Annotated in this window: 15 protein-coding genes, 1 tRNA gene and 1 other annotated feature; of the genes, 13 read left to right on the top strand and 3 right to left on the bottom strand. The window is 47.4% G+C overall.

Translation table 11 applies throughout. The features are described from left to right. Positions 1 to 77: 77 nt before the first annotated feature. Positions 78 to 2,750: a YfhO family protein gene (locus OCU21_RS03910; protein ID WP_261806177.1), complete on the bottom strand. Its 2,673-nt coding sequence runs from the start codon at positions 2,748 to 2,750 to the stop codon at positions 78 to 80. A gap of 117 nt (positions 2,751 to 2,867) precedes the next feature. Between OCU21_RS03910 and OCU21_RS03915 the strand changes: the two genes are divergently transcribed. From OCU21_RS03915 to OCU21_RS03945, 7 genes are all read left to right on the top strand, one after another. Next, a complete protein-coding gene (locus tag OCU21_RS03915) occupies positions 2,868 to 4,973 on the top strand; it encodes a peptidoglycan D,D-transpeptidase FtsI family protein (RefSeq protein WP_261806193.1) in 2,106 nt (701 codons plus the stop codon). A gap of 122 nt (positions 4,974 to 5,095) precedes the next feature. After that, positions 5,096 to 5,245 (top strand): 50S ribosomal protein L33, encoded by a 150-nt coding sequence (gene rpmG, locus OCU21_RS03920; protein ID WP_125601090.1) that lies wholly within the window; start codon positions 5,096 to 5,098, stop codon positions 5,243 to 5,245. A gap of 255 nt (positions 5,246 to 5,500) precedes the next feature. Next, complete coding sequence (locus OCU21_RS03925; protein WP_261806178.1) at positions 5,501 to 6,064, top strand: 5-formyltetrahydrofolate cyclo-ligase; 564 nt, start codon at positions 5,501 to 5,503, stop codon at positions 6,062 to 6,064. After that, on the top strand, positions 6,061 to 6,738 hold the full coding sequence (locus OCU21_RS03930) for a rhomboid family intramembrane serine protease (RefSeq protein ID WP_261806179.1): 678 nt from the start codon (positions 6,061 to 6,063) through the stop codon (positions 6,736 to 6,738). Before OCU21_RS03925 ends, OCU21_RS03930 begins: the two co-directional genes overlap by 4 nt. Positions 6,739 to 6,740: 2 nt before the next feature. Next, positions 6,741 to 6,983 carry a YqgQ family protein gene (locus OCU21_RS03935; RefSeq protein WP_261806180.1) on the top strand — a complete coding sequence of 81 codons (243 nt, stop codon included), beginning with the start codon at positions 6,741 to 6,743 and terminating at the stop codon, positions 6,981 to 6,983. Positions 6,984 to 7,000: 17 nt separating this feature from the next. Continuing rightward, a complete protein-coding gene (locus OCU21_RS03940) occupies positions 7,001 to 7,972 on the top strand; it encodes an ROK family glucokinase (protein WP_261806181.1) in 972 nt (323 codons plus the stop codon). Between the two features lie 9 nt (positions 7,973 to 7,981). Further along, positions 7,982 to 8,407, top strand: a complete 426-nt coding sequence (locus tag OCU21_RS03945; protein ID WP_261806182.1) for a rhodanese-like domain-containing protein — start codon at positions 7,982 to 7,984, stop codon at positions 8,405 to 8,407. A 74-nt stretch (positions 8,408 to 8,481) separates the two neighbouring features. On the opposite strand, the gene OCU21_RS03950 is transcribed toward OCU21_RS03945, so the two are convergent. After that, positions 8,482 to 8,661 (bottom strand): DUF3042 family protein, encoded by a 180-nt coding sequence (locus tag OCU21_RS03950; RefSeq protein WP_261806183.1) that lies wholly within the window; start codon positions 8,659 to 8,661, stop codon positions 8,482 to 8,484. Positions 8,662 to 8,823: 162 nt separating this feature from the next. On the opposite strand from OCU21_RS03950, the gene miaA reads away from it, so the two are divergent. Then, positions 8,824 to 9,768 (top strand): tRNA (adenosine(37)-N6)-dimethylallyltransferase MiaA, encoded by a 945-nt coding sequence (gene miaA / locus OCU21_RS03955; protein WP_373875461.1) that lies wholly within the window; start codon positions 8,824 to 8,826, stop codon positions 9,766 to 9,768. 261 nt (positions 9,769 to 10,029) lie between these two features. After that, positions 10,030 to 11,373, top strand: a complete 1,344-nt coding sequence (locus tag OCU21_RS03960) for a glutamine synthetase family protein (RefSeq protein ID WP_261806185.1) — start codon at positions 10,030 to 10,032, stop codon at positions 11,371 to 11,373. A 282-nt stretch (positions 11,374 to 11,655) separates the two neighbouring features. Here the strand turns inward: OCU21_RS03960 and OCU21_RS03965 are convergent, their stop codons facing one another. Continuing rightward, positions 11,656 to 14,073 carry a Xaa-Pro dipeptidyl-peptidase gene (locus tag OCU21_RS03965; protein WP_261806186.1) on the bottom strand — a complete coding sequence of 806 codons (2,418 nt, stop codon included), beginning with the start codon at positions 14,071 to 14,073 and terminating at the stop codon, positions 11,656 to 11,658. A gap of 102 nt (positions 14,074 to 14,175) precedes the next feature. On the opposite strand from OCU21_RS03965, the gene OCU21_RS03970 reads away from it, so the two are divergent. The 4 genes from OCU21_RS03970 (at position 14,176) to OCU21_RS03985 (ending at position 17,210) form a co-directional block, all read left to right on the top strand. Beyond that, positions 14,176 to 14,249, top strand: a tRNA-Arg gene (locus OCU21_RS03970). 1,026 nt (positions 14,250 to 15,275) lie between these two features. Next, positions 15,276 to 15,346: a sequence feature (ribosomal protein L21 leader region), on the top strand. 12 nt (positions 15,347 to 15,358) lie between these two features. Then, positions 15,359 to 15,670, top strand: a complete 312-nt coding sequence (rplU, locus tag OCU21_RS03975; RefSeq protein WP_125601122.1) for a 50S ribosomal protein L21 — start codon at positions 15,359 to 15,361, stop codon at positions 15,668 to 15,670. A 23-nt stretch (positions 15,671 to 15,693) separates the two neighbouring features. Next, a complete protein-coding gene (gene rpmA, locus OCU21_RS03980; protein WP_125601125.1) occupies positions 15,694 to 15,984 on the top strand; it encodes a 50S ribosomal protein L27 in 291 nt (96 codons plus the stop codon). A gap of 155 nt (positions 15,985 to 16,139) precedes the next feature. After that, positions 16,140 to 17,210, top strand: a complete 1,071-nt coding sequence (locus OCU21_RS03985; RefSeq protein ID WP_261806187.1) for a M24 family metallopeptidase — start codon at positions 16,140 to 16,142, stop codon at positions 17,208 to 17,210. The last annotated feature ends 228 nt before the right edge of the window (positions 17,211 to 17,438 follow it).

Here is a 17,438-nt window from a genome sequence, read left to right on the forward strand (position 1 = left end):
AAGTAAAAAAGACAGGTGGCAACGGAATCCCGTTGGTGCCTGTCTTTTTTTAGAGGTCAGCAATCATTATTAGACGATCAGTAGTGACGCTGGCGATGTTGACGCGGTAGGATCCAAACGAGCCCGGTAATGATCACGGCGAGAATCGTGACCAACCAGCCTTGCCGCCAACCGTCAGGACGATAACGCAGCGTGATCTGGTGGGTACCTGGCGTTAGTTGCGCGGCGAGGAAAGTTTGTAAGGCCGTGGTCGTTTTCTGAGCCTTACCATCAACTTTAAGCGACCAGCCTGAGTTGGCCGGGATCGTCGTCATCAATAACTGATTTTTTTTGACGGTGACAGTTGCTTTGACCAGATCACCCTTGATCTGGACCTGACGCGCGTTGCCCTTTTTCAGTTGTTTGAATTTCTGATCCAAGCGTTGTTGATCCAATTGATAGAGATCAAAATGTTGGAGCCAAACCGAATCCTTCTTCACGGTCATGACGATCTTGATGGGTTTACCGATGTCCCGACGAGCTACATTCAGCAGGATCGTATCTCGGAAGTTCTCGTCGATCGGCACGTTTTCGCCATTGACACTTAAACTAAGAGCATCACTATCCACACTACTACTCAAGGCCAGGTAGTAGGCATTATTGGTCGTTGGTGTAAAGCTAAAGGTGACAGTACCTGGTAACACGCTATCTTTTTTGGTGTAGGTCGCAGAAGTATTCGGCAGGTCACGATTAAGGTTCTTTAAGGTGATCTTATCGAAATTGACCAAGCTATATAGGGGCGCGTATTGTCGCTCACCTAGCGCTGCGCCAACGATCTTCTCTTGATTGAGCACAGGCTGACTGACCCCCAATTTGGTGGTCAAGAGCTGTTCATTAGCAGCGAACAAAAGACTGAGCGCATTTTGATTCGTCCGAATACTGACCAGCCCATTGGTTTTTTTAAGAGGATAGTTGAGTACGTCAGGTCGGTAGGAAGTAGTCGTCAAACCAGAATCTAAATTGGGGAGATGTGGTAGGCTGGTGAGGTTGACCTCATTATTGGTCAGCCAAGTTTTGAAACCTAAGAAGCCGTCTGTGACTTGGGTGCCATATTTATAATTGACGAAATTGTCACCGGCCGCTTGACCGATCTTATCATAAAAGTGACCAATGATCGGATTGAGCATTGAGTTGAAATGGTCGCCTCCCGCGATACCAAATTGCATCGGATCATCATTGTCACGATTAAAGGTTCGCCCAGTCCGTTGTGTCGCAAGCTCTTTTGCGGAAACTTTAGCCAATGTTTGTTGGACCACACTCGTATAGCTCCAGTATTCGGTTTGTTTGGTGTAAGAGATCTGTTCCAACGAGGCTTGATAATTGGTCAAGGCCTCGCCGATCAGGACCACACTAAGCACGCCAAGTAATAGGGGGCCCCGCCGCTCGCTAAAATAAAACAGCAGCAATAAAAAACTGACGAGCGCGAAGAACGCTGTTAGCGCCAAATTAACATTGGTCAGATAGTCGATTTCATTTTTCTGGAAGAAGAGATAAGCCAGCCAGGCCACCAGCAGACCGCCAACAAAACTCAATTGCCAAAGCTTGACTTGTTGAAGCTGGGTCAGGACTTCCGCGGCTAAGAGGATCAACCAAGCACTAAAAATGAAACTAAAACGCGACGGGTACCAGACGGGGAATTGGCCACCGTGCCAAAGCAGATCTAGGGGTTCGAGCATGAAAGAAAGAATCAGGAAGGTGGTTAGACCGCCGGCCAAGAGCCGTTTTTTCACGCTGAACTCGCTGGCGGTGAAAAATAAAATCGCCAGTAAAACAACTAAGGTCCCTGTAAAAATATTGGCCTGACCTGAGGACATCTGGTCAAAACTATAACTACCGATACTAAGTTTGGGTAGCAAACTCAAGGGACTATATTCCCAATTCCAATCCCAATGAACGGCATTGTAAGTCGCTTTGGTACTTTGTAGTTCCCGCCAGGTCGGCCAGATCAACCACATGTTCAAAGCACCGGCCAATAAGGAGCTGCCCGCGAAACGACCGATCCGTGGCCAAATCTGTTGGCGCCAATTTGGTCGTAAGAACATTAAATAAGCAAAGTAAAGCAGACTGAAAAGACAGAGCATGTAACCGATATAATAGTTGGTCAAGATCGCGAGACAGAGCCAGATCAAGTAACTGCGCCATTGGAGCCGCTCAACCAACCGTTCAAGACCTAGCATGATCAGCGGTAAGAGGATCACGCCTTCGAGCCACATGATATCTAATTGATATGCCGCGTTGTAACCACAAAGCGCATAAGCGGTGCTCAGAGCCAAGGCTAGACTCGGCCGGACTTGATTTTGGCGGCGCTGTAAATAATAAAACATCGTCAGCCCACAAGTTGCGATCTTCAGACAGGTGATCAACCAAACACCGACTGTGATCCATTTACCTGGGGTCAGTAACAAGATCAGATTGAAGGGACTGAGTAAATAGTAAGCCCAAGTCCCCAACATTGGCCCCCCTAAACTGCTGCTGAAAGTATAGAGGAATTGGTGCGGATGACCTAACAAAACGCGCCGGACATACGCATAGAAGTCGATGTATTCCTGGCCCATATCAGTGGTCAGGAGCGAGGACTGACCAAAAGGAAAGGCTCCCTTGATCGCGAAATAGATGAAAACCGTCAGAAAGGGGATCAAAGCACTGAGCCAGTAATACCAGTGCCCGGTAGTATTTTTTTTGCTGGATATGCGAGTCAAGCGAACGTCCATGGATCGATTCCTCCAGTGATTTTGTAAGAAAGCTGAAAATCTACCAGCAACTTTTGTCAGTCACGGTTTTTTTTGTTAAAATGAGCTAGTGAATGGAAAGGGGGACGCACATCCATGATGCGTCGTCAGCGAACAGGTAAGACGAAGCCGAAAACATCTTCGTTAAGATTTCGACTGAATCTACTATTCTTTATTGCGTTTCTTCTATTAGCTATTTTAGTCGCTCAACTAGGGTATTTGCAAATCGTCTTTGGCGATAAGTTTGAAGCCGAGGTCGAACGGACTGATAAGACCGTGATTTCAGGCAATGTACCGCGTGGCATGATCTATGACGCCAAGGGACGGGTCTTAGTTGGCAATGAAGCGCAAAACGCGATCACTTACACCAAGGGCATCAATGTTAAAAGTGAAGAGATGTTAAGTGTCGCCAAAAAATTGAGTCAATACTTGGTGGTCCCGGCGGTTACCTTACAGCCTTCCGCTTTAGCGGACTTTTATTTAGCGAACACTAAGCATTACCAGACGGTCCTGACCAAGTTGCCGCGCGATCAGCGGGTAGACAGCGAGGGGAATTCTTTAGCTGAAAGTAAACTATACCATAATGCTAGCCAATATGTGCAAAAAAACGTTAAGCAAGAACTGTCCACTGAGGAGCAACAAGTGGCGACGATCTATTCAAAAATGGCGGCGGCTTACCAATTGTCGACTGTTTTCATTAAAAATCAGGATGTAACGGCTACAGAAGTCGCGCAGATCGGTGAGCATCTTTCCGATCTGCCTGGGATCTCAGTTGGAACGAATTGGCAGCGAGAATATCCCAATGGCGATTCGATCCGGAGTATTTTGGGCAATGTGACCACGGAGCAACAAGGTCTGCCCGAAGATACCTTGAACGCTATGTTAGCGACGGGATATTCGCGAAATGATCGCGTGGGTAATAGTTATCTGGAGAAACAATACGAATCGATTTTACGCGGCACAAAATCTCAGACTGAAGTTGAGGTCAGCAGCTCTAACCAGATCTTGAACAGCCTAACGGAATATTCTGGTCAAAAAGGTGCTAATCTTAATTTGACGATCGATTCCGCGTATCAAACCAAGGTCGAAGCCGACTTGGCTCAAGTTTACGCTTCTGCAAAAAAAGCAGGTGATACGCAGTATTCCGATGGCGCTTATGCGGTGGCGATGGATCCTAAGACTGGTGCGATCAAAGCGATCGCAGGGATCCAGAGTGATCCTAAAACTGGTAAGACGACTGATGATGCTTTAGGCGTGATCAATCGAACATTTGTGATGGGGTCCTCGGTCAAGGCGGCGATGGTTCTAGGTGGTCTCCAAAGTGGCGCGATCAGTGTAGCAAACAATACGATCGCCGATACGCCGATCTATCTGCGAGCGACGCCAGTCAAGAAGTCTGTTTATCCGATCGGGACTTTTAGTAGTTTGAATGCGGTCAGCGCCTTGGAAGTGTCCTCAAACATTTACATGATGTGGTTGGCGATGCGGGAAGGGAAAGCTGAGTACACTCCGAATACTTATATGCGCATGGGCAATAGCAATATTTTCCAAGATATGCGCAGCAATTTTCAACAGTATGGTCTGGGTTATAAAACCGGGATCGATCTGCCCGGAGAGGTCGACGGCTATCTTGGGAGCACTACTTTGAATGGCGTGATCAAAACCGGTTCTGTCCTTGACTTGAGTTACGGGAACTACGATGCCTATACCCTGATCCAAATGATCCAATATATTTCTACGGTCGCCAATGGTGGTTATCGGATGGAGCCTTACGTGGTCAATTCGGTCGAGCAAACGACAGATTCTGGCAAGAATAAGGCCAAGACTTATCAGCATCAGCCGGTGACCCTGAATCGTGTCGGCTTTACCAACGATCAATTGGCGCTAGTCAAACAAGGGCTTTATAATGTGGTCCATGGGACGAACGCTTGGGGTACCGCGCACACCTTAAAAGATGTGAAACCAGCGATGGCGGCTAAGACGGGGACTGCTCAGTCTTTCTATTATGATCCAAGTAATCCTAACAACACGAATCCTCCAGAGACGACGACCTTAAGTTTTGTGGGTTACGCGCCAGCCGACGATCCTAAATTGGCGATCGCGATCGTCTTTCCTAACTTGAGCACCAGTTCTACCGGTGGGTACAACACCACTTTAGCCAAAATGATGGTCGAAGATTATTTCAAGATCGAAGGCAATAATTGATTTTTGATTTTTTTGGGATCAGCGTGATTTCTTACTAAAAAAATGTAGCGCATCATAATCTTTTCTGCTATACTTGTTAAAGTCGTGAATAACGTAGATCAACCGGATTGGAGGGTTATCACATGCGTGTCAACATCACTTTAGAATGTACTGAATGTCATGAACGGACATACTTATCTAATAAAAATAAGCGGAATAATCCCGATCGCTTGGAGTTAAAGAAGTATTGCCCACGCGATCATAAAGTTACTTTGCATCGCGAAACTAAGTAATTCGTTACTTAGAGGGGTTAATGTGTCAGTTCAGTCGGTTAACTCAATCATGAGTGCGACCACACAGGCACTTTGAATGGAACAGGCTGGGGCAGAACATCGATGTTTTGTTCTGGCCTCTTTTCTTTTTATCGGTTGTCCGGCGTTCAGCGCAAACGTCCAGCGTCTGATCGTTTTAGCGGCAAGTGCCGACTACGAGCGGAGCCGGCTATGGCGGTGGGTCTGAATGCGATCATTGATAATTAGCTGAAAGGGGTGGCGGTCATCGATAAGAAAAGTCTTCGACGGCAGCAGATCCAGCGACTGCAACAGTTGGTACCTGCGGTCAAACAGAAACAAGAGGACTTGATCCTCAGGCAACTCTATGACAGCGCGTTATTTCAAGCGGCCGATAGTATCGGTGTGACTTTTAGTTCTGGTATCGAATTTGCCACGGGACCGCTGATCAAAACAGCTTGGCAGGCCCACAAAACGATCTATTTGCCGCGAACTTACCCAGAGTCACATGAGATGCATTTTTTTAGGTATCAAGCCAATGATGAGCTGGAACGGTCTGCTTTTGGGATCATGGAGCCTCAGGCGGTAGCGCAATGGCAAAATGACCAACCTGAGCTATTGATCGTGCCAGGGCTGGCTTATAGTCGGGATCGCTGGCGTGTGGGTTTTGGCGGTGGCTATTATGATCGTTTCTTGCGTGGCTATCAGGGAACGACGATCGTTTTAGGGTTACCGGCGATGGTTTTCTCGGAACCAAATTGGCCGCTCACGAAATTTGATCAGCAATTTGATCATTTACTGACAATAGAGGAGGATGCATGATGAGGCGACGACGCTTCTTCCAAGGTAATTGGGTCACGGTTTTGCTGTTGGCGTTACAGATCGCGATCTTTATTGCTGAGACAGCGGCTGGTGGCAGTGAATCCACTATGGTGCTGTATCGATTCGGCGCTAAGATAAATGGCAGTGTTCAGGCGGGTGAATGGTGGCGCTTGTTCACGCCGATCTTTATCCATATCGGTTGGATGCATCTACTGGTTAATTCCGCCACGTTGTATTATATTGGTGGCTCAGTGGAACAAATGATCGGTCACTGGCGCTTCTTAGTGATCTATCTATTGAGCGGCATCAGCGGGAACTTGATGAGTTTTGCTTTTGGCGCCAGTAACACGATCTCGGCAGGTGCAAGTACCGCGCTTTTTGGCCTCTTTGGTGTCTATATCGCATTAGGGGTCGTCTTTCGCGATAATGCTTATCTGCGCGAAACAGGGCGGCAATTTGTCGTTTTGGCGGTATTTAACTTTGTTTTTGATTTGGTCGCCCAGGGGATCGACCTTTGGGGCCATTTAGGCGGTTTGATCGGTGGGTTCATGTTATTGCTGGTGTTCCCGCTACCAGGTCAACGTCGGCGTCAAGGAACGATCGTCCAAATTTGCGCGATCATTGGTTATTTTGTAATTTGTGCTTTCTTATATCGGATAGGAATGGTACGCTAAATATGTCTGATTTTGAGCCAGAACTTCGTAACTATTATGACATTGAACAATTATTGAAGCAGTTCGGGATCTATATTTATCTAGGTAAAAGATTATGGGATCTTGAGATGACTGGGGTAGAGTTACAAAATCTACATCAGTCGGGCTTGATCACCGATCATTTGTATGCCCGAGCAAAAATCGTTCTACGCCATGAACATGAAGAAGAACTAAAACGAACGCAGAAATCTGATAAGATGGTCTAAGGAGGAAATACAGCACGATGGAAGAGAAGAAACTGATCGGGGTCGATCTTGGTGGTACATCGATCAAATTCGCGATCATGACTATGAAAGGCGAGATCCAACAACGCTGGAGCGAAGAAACCAATATTTTAGATGAAGGGTCGCATATCATTCCTGACATCATTGACTCGATCAATCATCATCTCGAGATGTATGCAATGGTTGCAGCAGATTTTGCCGGGATCGGCATGGGGTCACCTGGTAGTGTCGATCGCGACAAAGGGACTGTGATCGGTGCCTATAATTTAAACTGGAAACAGACAGTTTATCCAAAGCGGGATATCGAAGCTGCAACTAAAATTCCTTTTTACATTGATAATGACGCCAATGTTGCTGCTTTAGGCGAACGCTGGCAAGGCGCCGGGGACAATCAACCTGATGTAGCTTTCGTTACGCTGGGAACAGGTATTGGCGGTGGGATCATTGCCAACAATGAACTGCTACATGGTGTAGCTGGTTCAGCGGGCGAGATCGGTCATATCACTGTCGATCCTCAAGGCTATCTCTGTACTTGTGGCAAGCGTGGTTGCTTGGAGACGATCGCTTCGGCAACTGGTGTGGTTCGGGTCGCTCGGGATATGGCTGAAGAATACGCCGGCGATTCGCAACTGAAAAAGCAGTTAGATGACGGTGATGAAATCTCCGCGAAGATCGTTTTTGACTTAGCTAAGACAGGTGATCCTCTAGCCGTACGTGTGATCGATCGCGTCTGCTTCTATCTTGGGTTAGCAGTTGCGAATATCGGCAACACCTTGAACCCCTCATATATCGTGATCGGCGGTGGTGTCAGCGCAGCGGGCGAGTTCTTGTTACAGCAAGTTCAGAAGTATTTTGCTGAATTTACGTTTCCTAATGTTCGTGACAATACCAAATTACGTCTGGCAACATTGGGCAATGTCGCGGGTGTGATCGGAGCTGCCTCGTTGGTGATCGAAAACAATAAGGACTAGGGTGAATACATGATTTTGTTAGCAGCGAATACAAATAAAGGTTTTTTGGTCTTAAACACTATTTTGCTTGGGATCATTTTATGGATGGTGGGCAATTGGGCTTATTACAAGATCCGGGGCAAACGCTTGCACGGGGCTTTGACGCCTGAAGAATTTGAAAAGACGATGCGTAAAGCGCAATTGATCGATATTCGTGAGAAGAAAGACTATAAAGCTGGTCATATTCTGGGCGCGCGGAATTTCCCATATACACAGATCAAGTCGTGGCAAACGGAATTGCGGCAAGATATGCCGGTCTATCTTTACGAGACAGGCGAGAACATGTCGATTCGGATCGCTTTGCGGCTGAAAAAGGCAGGTTATCCTGAAGTCAAGTGGCTCAAAGGCGGCTACGGTGACTGGAAGGGTAAGACCAAGAAAGAAACCGCTGACTAAGGTCGGCGTGACAAAAAAAGAGGCGGCTGACAATTGTCAACAACCTCTTTTCTTATATCCATTATCTTTCAGGTTTAGCCTTGATGGGCTGCGTGACTCTTACGGTTCGCGCGCCGGCGGTTCTCTTCGATCTTATCTTCATAGGCTTCTTGTGGTTCGATCACTGTCTTCTTGAAAGCAAAAATTGAGCCGGCAACTGCGCCTAATGTAGTTAAGCTACCTAAGAGAAACCCCTTAACGAAATGTTTTGTCATTGGACATGACCTCCTTTGTCGATCATTTCTATTATCACTTATTTAGGGGATTAGAACAAGTGTTTTAACCTTTTTTGCCGCTAATTTTCCCAGAATATAGCTAGGTCGGTTTGATGTTTGACTGGATCTTTATTGATCACGATTTTGAATTAAGGTGGTGTTATTTTGAAGGCAAAAGTGTTGGCGATCGTTGGACCGACCGCCGTGGGTAAATCGGCATTGAGTTTGGCGTTGGCGCAAAAGCTCAATGGTGAGATCATTTCAGGGGATTCGCTGCAGGTTTATCGACACTTGGATATTGGCACGGCTAAGGTCACCGCGGCGGAACAGGCGCTCGTCCCCCATTACCTGATCGATATTTGCGCGGTCAGTGAAGCTTATTCGGCCTATGATTTCAAAGTGGCCGCGCAGGAACTGATCAAAACGATCACGGCTCGGGGACATTTGCCGATCATTGTAGGGGGGACCGGCATGTATTTGGCCAGCCTGCTGAAAGACTTTAATCTTGGTGGGGCTGGTCCCATCGCACCGGACCGCTCTCGGCAAGCGACGATCCGCGCAGATTTGGCAGCGGCTTGGACTCGTCAGGGCGCGCAGGCGTTGTGGCAGCGTTTGGCCGAAGTCGATCCATTGGCGGCGGCTACGATCCCAGCGAATAATCGTCAGCGGGTTTTACGTGCGCTCGAAGTGATCGAGTTGACTGGTCAACTTTTTTCCGCTCAACCCCAGCGGCCAGAGCCCTATGATGCGTTCGTCTTAGGCCTGACCTGCGCTCGGCCTTTGCTGTATCAACGGATCGATCAACGGGTGACTGAGATGGTGACAGCGGGTTTACCCGCTGAAGCGGCTTGGTTGTTTCAGCAGGTCGGGCCGGAAGCTCAAGCCGCAAAGGGGATCGGCTATCGGGAGTGGCCGCCTTATTTGCGGCAGGAGGCCAGTTTAGACGCAACAGTCCAACAGATCCAGACGGATTCGCGCCATTACGCCAAACGTCAAATGACTTATTTTCGGCATCAATTTGCGACGCACTGGTATGATCTTTTGGCACAGCCTGTTCGTGATCGTCAAATGCTAGATCATGATCTTGATCTTTGGCTGAATGATTGAGGATCGTCGTCGGTGGTTCCGAGCATTGTCCGAGTCTTGCGCTTGCGTTGGCTAACTGCTATAGCGGATGTTACCAGACTGTTTTTTTAGTCTTTAGAAAGTTATCAGTTGCAGAATCAAGCGAGAATTGGTATGATTACCATGTTTTAAAAAATAGCTTGTTCGATCAATCTATTTCCTTCGTTTCGACCACACTTTTTATAATTGGTCTACACAGATTTGAGGGACTTTGGTTAAACTAGAAAAGATAAGGGGAGCATCATGTCAAGAAAGAATTATAGCGCTGCTGAAATCAAAAAAATAACCGCAGAAGAGAATGTTCAATTTCTACGTTTGATGTTTACCGATATCAATGGCATCATCAAGAATGTGGAAGTTCCGATCAGCCAGATCGATAAGGTCTTGGCTAACAAAGTCATGTTCGATGGCTCATCGATCGACGGTTTTGTCCGCATTGAAGAAAGTGATATGTTGTTGATCCCAGATTTATCGACATTCTTGATTTTTCCTTGGGGATCAGAGCATGGCAAAGTCGCGCGCCTGATCTGTGATATCCATACACCTGCTGGTGAGCCCTTCATGGGTGATCCACGGAACAATTTGCGTCGGGTCATCGAATTGATGAAGGCGGCTGGCTATACTAATTTCAATATCGGTCCCGAACCAGAATTTTTCTTGTTCAAGCTAGATGAAAACGAACAACCGACTTTAGATCTTAACGATGATGGTGGCTACTTTGATTTCGCACCGATCGATTTGGGTGAGAATTGCCGCCGGGATATCGTCCTAGAATTAGAAAAAATGGGTTTTGAGGTCGAAGCCAGCCATCATGAAGTTGGTCCGGGCCAGCACGAGATCGATTTTAAATATGCAGATGCTTTGGAAGCTGCTGATAATATCCAGACCTTTAAGCTGGTCGTTAAGACGATCGCACGAAAATATGGGTTACATGCCACCTTCATGCCGAAGCCACTGCCTAAGATCGCTGGGTCAGGCATGCATATCAATATGTCTTTGACCAATGCTCAGGGCGCTAATGCGTTCTATGACGCGTCTACGCCAGATGAACTTTCCGCTGTTGCTGATCATTTTTTGGCGGGGGTATTGGAGCATGCTCGCGCTTTGACTGCGATCAATAATCCAACGGTCAACTCTTATAAGCGCTTGGTCCCCGGCTATGAAGCACCGGTCTATATCGCTTGGTCTGGACATAACCGTTCGCCATTGATCCGCGTACCACAGGCGCGGGGAACATCGACGCGCTTGGAACTTCGTAGCGTTGATCCGACAGCCAATCCGTATTTGGCGATTGCTTCGATCTTGGCAGCGGGTCTGGCTGGTTTGAAAGAGCAGGCGACGCCAATGCCAGCGATCGATCGTAATATTTATGGAATGACCCCGGAAGAGCGACGGGCCAGTGGGATCGCGGATCTACCTTCAACGTTGCATAATGCTTTGAAGGCCTTAGAAAAAGACGAGGTCATTCAAAATGCTTTAGGGCCCCATTTATATCAAAGCTTCATGGATTCCAAACGTCATGAATGGAATGCCTATCGACAAACGGTTTCCGGCTGGGAACGTCAGCAATATTTAAGCCTTTATTGAGTTGCAAGTCAAATCGATTTAAAAGAGCAATCGCCTGAAAATGCGATTGCTCTTTTTGAATAGTTATGTCAGTATTCCGAAAGCAAGATATGCTTCCAAAATCCTTGCTAGGTTAATGCTCGGAAGCTGACCAGGTCTGCTCTCGCTCTGTTTTGAAACGTGTTCGCTGACCTAGCTTCTTCCGCTTAGCTACGCACTTGTTCTGGAAGCAAAGTGCGGCTCCCAAAACAAGTGCTAGGCTAATGCTCAGAAGCTGATCAGGTCTGCTCTCACTCTATTTGGTTATGCTGGCGTTGGTTTTTCGGAAGGGGTCGCTAAGGTCAGGGTGGACTGATCCAAGTCAACGGTGTAGGTCAGGTCATTTTGGCCTCGTAAAGTCATTCCCATATCGGTGGCATAGATGATCAGTCCCAGTTGATGACCGGCGGGTAAATGATAGTAAGTCGGTTGGAGTTTTAAGTTTATGTCAACGTACTCATCAGCAGTTAGGGATTCGTTGAGGGCGCTATTGTGGCGGTTCTGTAGATCGAGGTGACTCTTGGCGATCAGCTTCGCAGAAGAAACTGCGGCAGCAGTAAATTCCATAGTCGATTCCAGCGCGCCTTGATAGCCTAATTGACGGGCATCAAACGCGACAGTTTGTGGCCGTGGGGTCAAGCGGTGACTTTGGCCAAAATCAACTAACATCGCGCTGATCAAACCATGATCGGCGCTACTTTTGACCCGTAAACTTAACTGAGGTCGGCCTGTCAATAACATCTCTTGGTGTAGTTTTGCGCTTTTTAAAACGATTTGGTTAGCGGCAAAACGTGGATCTTGGTTAATGAAGGCCTGTTCCCAGCCAAGCCCGCTTAAACCACTCTCGTGAAATTTCTGACTTCCATCATCGCAAAACGCAGCAGGAGAGGTCGCTCCGGTAAAATCATTTTGCAGGTCAAGCTGTTGTGTCGTCGCAGCTTCCCAAGTTGTTGGCTGTTCCCAATGATCGGCTTGACGATTGCTTTGGATCAAGTAATCTGGGAAGAGCTGATCAGCCTGATTATCTACTTTTAATAATTTGTTGGTCAGCCAGAGATTGATCAAATCATAAAAATCCAGACTAGGAAAGTTATTCAAATAAATATGAGGACCTTGGTGGAGGATGACTTTGTGTGTTTTTCCTAAGGCGCGGAGTTCTTGATTGAGTTTAAAAACATTCTTTGGCTTGACATTCCAGTCATTTAAACCGTGAACGCTGACGATCGGACATTTGACCTGAGCCGCCTGATCGCGGTAATTGCGCAGTTCCCAGAAATGATTGTAGCTACCGGTAGCGCGATCTTGATCGTGACGCATTTCCGCCAGTTTCTTTTGATAAAAAGCGCGGACGTGGCGGTAGTCACCGGCATCTTTTTGCCGACTGAAACATTCATCCGTCAAAACATCGGCATCTTCACCTTGGAAGGTCTCAGGGGCAACGACTAAACCATGTTCACGATAATAATCATACCAGCTGGAGATCGCCGCCTCAGAGATCACGGTCTCCAGACCAGCGACCCCAGTCGTTGCCGCGGCGATCGCTAAAGTTCCTAAATAGGATTTACCGGTCATCGCGACATGCCCGTTACACCAGTCGGCAGTGATCTCTTGTTGCTTGCTACGATCAGTATAGGCACGACGATCACCATGTAACCACTCAATGATCGCGATCGTTGAAAGTGTTTCTTCAGGTGAGCCACAAGTTCGAATACCATCAGAACCGCGGGTCCCGATCCCAGCCGCGTAGACAGAAGCAAAGCCTCGTGCCAAAAAGAAATCGCTGAGCACGACTGTATTGTTGCCAGAAGTCTTGATCACACTACTATTTTGTGCGAATGGATCACTGGCTTGGGGACTAACTGCTTCTTTTTCGAAATGCGAGAAGTGATCGAAGTCATCTGGCGCTTGGCGGGCATCACCACTTTTTTTAACGGTCAATGGTAGGTCGACGGGGTTCATCGCCGCGCCAGTAGTGCCTAGAAAATAAGGATTAGCCGTGTAAAGCGCCGGCAGCTTGATGAACGGGTCAGTAACACGTGGTCGGATGATCGTTGTTTGAAGCAGATCACGTTGACCATCGTTATCAGTATCTTGATCAGATTCAACATAAACGATCTCACGGATCAAGTCGTTGGCAGTGAAAGTCGCTTGGACTTTACCGTTAAAGATCAAGTGATGTTGACGTTCTTCTGCGCTAAAATTAACTTGATAATAGCCGCGATTGGCCAGATTATCGATAAAGAGCAACCCATTTTGACTACGGGTGACCATTAATTGGTAAAGCGCCGTTGTGAAGCCAGTAAAATCCAAGTGCGCGGCTGTAACAAAGGGTAGGCTCATGCTGGTCATGGCAGTCAGGGGGTCATTGAGTCGAAAATCTTGAGGTGTCAAGAAACCAAGCAATTGAAGCGCAACGTTATAAAACGCGGAGCGATCGATCGTTTGATCGATCGTCGTCAAATAAGTGGCCAGATCAGTATCAGGATCAGCCATTAAGCGTTGATAGCGATCAGTCAAGGCCGCTGGTGAACGATAATCCGGGAAAAAGTGGCGATAAACATGACCAACCAACTGAGCAAAAGAGTATTGCGCTAAGTCAGTGGGATAGATTTTTATTTTTTGGAGCTCGAGGATCTGTTGGTCGGGATCGGGCAAAACAACCGCGAATTGATTAAACTTCATGATTTCCTCCTTGAACGATTGACAACTTCTGGACTTTTTGACTATAATTATTGAGGTCGTGACGAACTAGTGACGATGGCACTCAAGAAAAAATCAGCTTATGGCGCAGTAGCTCAGCTGGATAGAGCAACGGTCTTCTAAACCGTAGGTCGAGAGTTCGAACCTCTCCTGCGTCATTGCGCGCCTGACTAGTTGTTACACCCTCATTATACCTCACCAAAAGCCTTGATTCGATAGGCTTTTTATTTTTCAAAAATTATCACGGTGGGCATCGTTTGCAATTGATTTGGGAGGTTGGTTCTTATTCTGAACCTGCGCTTAATTTCAGGTATGCCGGGTTTGGGTGGGGACGCAACCGCCTCAGAACGTTTGTCGTGGCTGGAACGCAGTGGGCATCGTTTGAAGCCAATCCGCAAGCCCAGCGGCTTGTCTTCAAATCGAGCCTTATTCTAAGCGATAAATCGCTAAGAATAATCTCACCGCTGAGCCACACGTCCTGAGGCGGTTGCTAGGCAGAATTGAGCTTATCTGCAATCGAAGATGGATATCTGATGAAGTGCTGTTGCAAGTGTGGTGGTCAAACAATTGCCCACTTTTGAGATAGTACGGCAATGCCAACTGATTTGGATTAGGAGGTCGGGATATTTTGCGTCGGCGGAACATCTCGACTCGTTTCCTTAACAATCACTGGTTGGAAACCGACCAATCCAGCTGATCTATCAAGAATTTGTTTTAGTTCATCAGACAGACTGTACTGGTGTCACCAATTTAAAGCTGGTGACCGCTAACCACGGCCGTCGATTGCGGTGCTCCCCATCAATTGACCATAGCTTGTCAACTGGCGTGAGGGCTCAAACGACTGTTATAACGTTGAGCGGCTGGAGCGGAGAAATTCGGGGTGAGATCGCCGTGAAATTGGCCTTAGCGGCTTTGCCGCTTAGGCCAAGGCCTGATTTTGAGACAAGCCGCGTCCTTTGCGGATTGGCTCAAAACAGCGCCCACAGCGAGCTCACCCCGAATTTAGCAGCGCAAGCCGCGGCCAACCTACTTTTATCTGTCTAGCGCCGCGGCCAACCTACTTTTGCCATCGTGTCGCTTTCTGGTTAGACCATTTTCACGGTTAAAAAGATGATAATTCTTTCCGAGGATTGCTTGCAACAGCAGGCTTTTTTTGGTAAGATGTATGAGTTGTAATTGTGACACCACAGCTGCAACCGCACAATCAGAGGTTTAAAAGTTGAGACTACCTCTTTTGGCGAGTCTAAGATAATAGGAGGTGCACATGATGTACGCAATTATTCAAACAGGTGGCAAACAATATAAGGTCGAAGCTGGTCAAGCCGTTTACGTTGAGAAACTCGACGTTGAAGCAGGCGAGCAAGTAACTTTCTCTGACGTTTTGCTTGTTGGTGGCGAAGGCGAAACTAAGATCGGGGCTCCCGTTCTTGATGGCGCAAGCGTTGTTGGCACAGTAGAAAAGCAAGGCCGTGAGAAAAAGGTCGTTACTTATAAGTATAAGCCTAAGAAACACTCACATCAGAAAAAAGGTCATCGTCAACCATATACCAAGGTTGTCATTGACACGATCAACGCATAATCAACAGACGGAGGTGCATCGTAATGGAAATGCATAATTTACAATTTCTCGCTCACCATAAAGGTGGCGGTTCCAGTACAAACGGTCGTAACTCTGCTGGTCGTCGTTTAGGCTCAAAACGGGCTGATGGCCAAACTGTTACTGCTGGTTCAATTCTTTATCGTCAACGTGGGACTAAGATCCATCCTGGGACCAACGTTGGCCGCGGCGGTGATGATACTTTGTTTGCTTTAGCTGATGGCGTCGTTAAATTCGAACGTTTAGGCAAAGATCGCAAGCAGGTTTCTGTTTACCCAGTTGCAGTGAACGAATAAGAATGAATGTGTGAGCTCGGGGGATCCCCGGGCTTTTTTTGATAGCCGACAACGTTGCTGCTCAAGCAAATCGACGCTAAGCAGCTGTCCGGCACGCTATCTAAAACGATCGCATCGAATGATCGTGACGAACAATGAAGACTGAGGTGGCAAGTATGACTCGTTTAGAAAAATTGCAAAAAAAAATGGCGGCCCAAGCATTACCGGCTATATTGGTGACCGCGCCGAAGAACGTTACTTATTTAAGTGGGTTTACCGGCGATGAAAGTGCGCTATTGATCAGTGCAGATCAAGGTTGGTTCATTACTGATTCCCGTTACACCGCGCAGGCCGCGGTTCAGGTCAAGGACTTCACCATCGTTTGCCATGAACATGGTCTTTATCAAGAAGCGGCTTCCTTGGCCGATCACGCGGGTTTGACCACCGTGGGGATCGAGGCCGATGACATCAATGTGGCAACTTTTCAACGCTTGACGCAATTATTCAGTCACAGCGAATTAGTCCCAACTAGTGGGTTGATCGAACAGATCCGTGAGGTCAAGGATGCTGTAGAAATCGCGCTTTTACGTCAGGCGATCCAAATCACTGATGATTGTTTTGATTATTTACTCGGCTACGTTGAAGTGGGTATGACAGAATTGCAAATAGCAGCGGAGATGGAATATTTCATGCGCCGCCACGGTGCCAGTGGATCTTCTTTTGCGACGATCGTTGCTTCCGGTTTCCGCTCAGCTTGGCCTCATGGTGTTGCTTCCCCGAAAAAAATCCAAGACCATGAGTTAGTTACTTTTGATTTTGGTTGTTATTATCAAGGCTATACTTCTGATATCACGCGGACGATCGCGGTGGGTGAACCTACGGATAAAGCCTATGAGATCTATGATCTAGTGTTACAGGCGAATCAGGCCGTGATCGCGGCGACGAAACCAGGAGTGACTGGTGGCGAGATCAATGATTTGGCTCATGGGATGATCGGTGCTGCTGGCTATGGTCCTAATTTTGGTCACGGTACTGGTCATGGTATCGGTCTCGATATCCATGAAGGTCCGGGTGCTTGGGGAATCTACAAGGAACAAGCTTTAGTTGCTGGTAATGTGGTGACAGATGAACCAGGGATCTACCTTGAAGGTTTTGGCGGCGTGCGGATCGAAGACGATCTTTTGGTGACGGATAACGGTTGTGAGGTCCTGACAAAAGCGCCCAAGGAAGCATTGATTGTGTTATAATTTTGGTGGATCTGGGCAGGTCGTCATCGTTCTTGAATTGATTGGAATGACTGGTTCTGCTCATGAATTTATGTTTGATTGCAGGTATGCCGGGTTGGGGTGGGGACGCAACCGCCTCAGGACGTTTGTCGTGGCTGGAACGCAGTGGGCGTCGTTTGAAGCCAATTCCAAAAGCGGGAATTGGCTTCAAATCGAGCCTTATTCTAAGCGATAAATCGCTAAGAATAA

The sequence above is a fragment of the Lapidilactobacillus luobeiensis genome (genome assembly GCF_024345205.1).
Lineage (GTDB): Bacteria > Bacillota > Bacilli > Lactobacillales > Lactobacillaceae > Lapidilactobacillus > Lapidilactobacillus luobeiensis.

Coding starts and splice junctions, on each gene's coding strand:
- OCU21_RS03910 (WP_261806177.1), bottom strand. CDS start 2,750: ATGGACGTTCGCTTGACTCGCATATCCAGCAAAAAAAATACTACCGGG.
- OCU21_RS03915 (WP_261806193.1), top strand. CDS start 2,868: ATGCGTCGTCAGCGAACAGGTAAGACGAAGCCGAAAACATCTTCGTTA.
- rpmG (WP_125601090.1), top strand. CDS start 5,096: ATGCGTGTCAACATCACTTTAGAATGTACTGAATGTCATGAACGGACA.
- OCU21_RS03930 (WP_261806179.1), top strand. CDS start 6,061: ATGATGAGGCGACGACGCTTCTTCCAAGGTAATTGGGTCACGGTTTTG.
- OCU21_RS03935 (WP_261806180.1), top strand. CDS start 6,741: ATGTCTGATTTTGAGCCAGAACTTCGTAACTATTATGACATTGAACAA.
- OCU21_RS03940 (WP_261806181.1), top strand. CDS start 7,001: ATGGAAGAGAAGAAACTGATCGGGGTCGATCTTGGTGGTACATCGATC.
- OCU21_RS03945 (WP_261806182.1), top strand. CDS start 7,982: ATGATTTTGTTAGCAGCGAATACAAATAAAGGTTTTTTGGTCTTAAAC.
- OCU21_RS03950 (WP_261806183.1), bottom strand. CDS start 8,661: ATGACAAAACATTTCGTTAAGGGGTTTCTCTTAGGTAGCTTAACTACA.
- OCU21_RS03960 (WP_261806185.1), top strand. CDS start 10,030: ATGTCAAGAAAGAATTATAGCGCTGCTGAAATCAAAAAAATAACCGCA.
- OCU21_RS03965 (WP_261806186.1), bottom strand. CDS start 14,073: ATGAAGTTTAATCAATTCGCGGTTGTTTTGCCCGATCCCGACCAACAG.
- rplU (WP_125601122.1), top strand. CDS start 15,359: ATGTACGCAATTATTCAAACAGGTGGCAAACAATATAAGGTCGAAGCT.
- rpmA (WP_125601125.1), top strand. CDS start 15,694: ATGGAAATGCATAATTTACAATTTCTCGCTCACCATAAAGGTGGCGGT.
- OCU21_RS03985 (WP_261806187.1), top strand. CDS start 16,140: ATGACTCGTTTAGAAAAATTGCAAAAAAAAATGGCGGCCCAAGCATTA.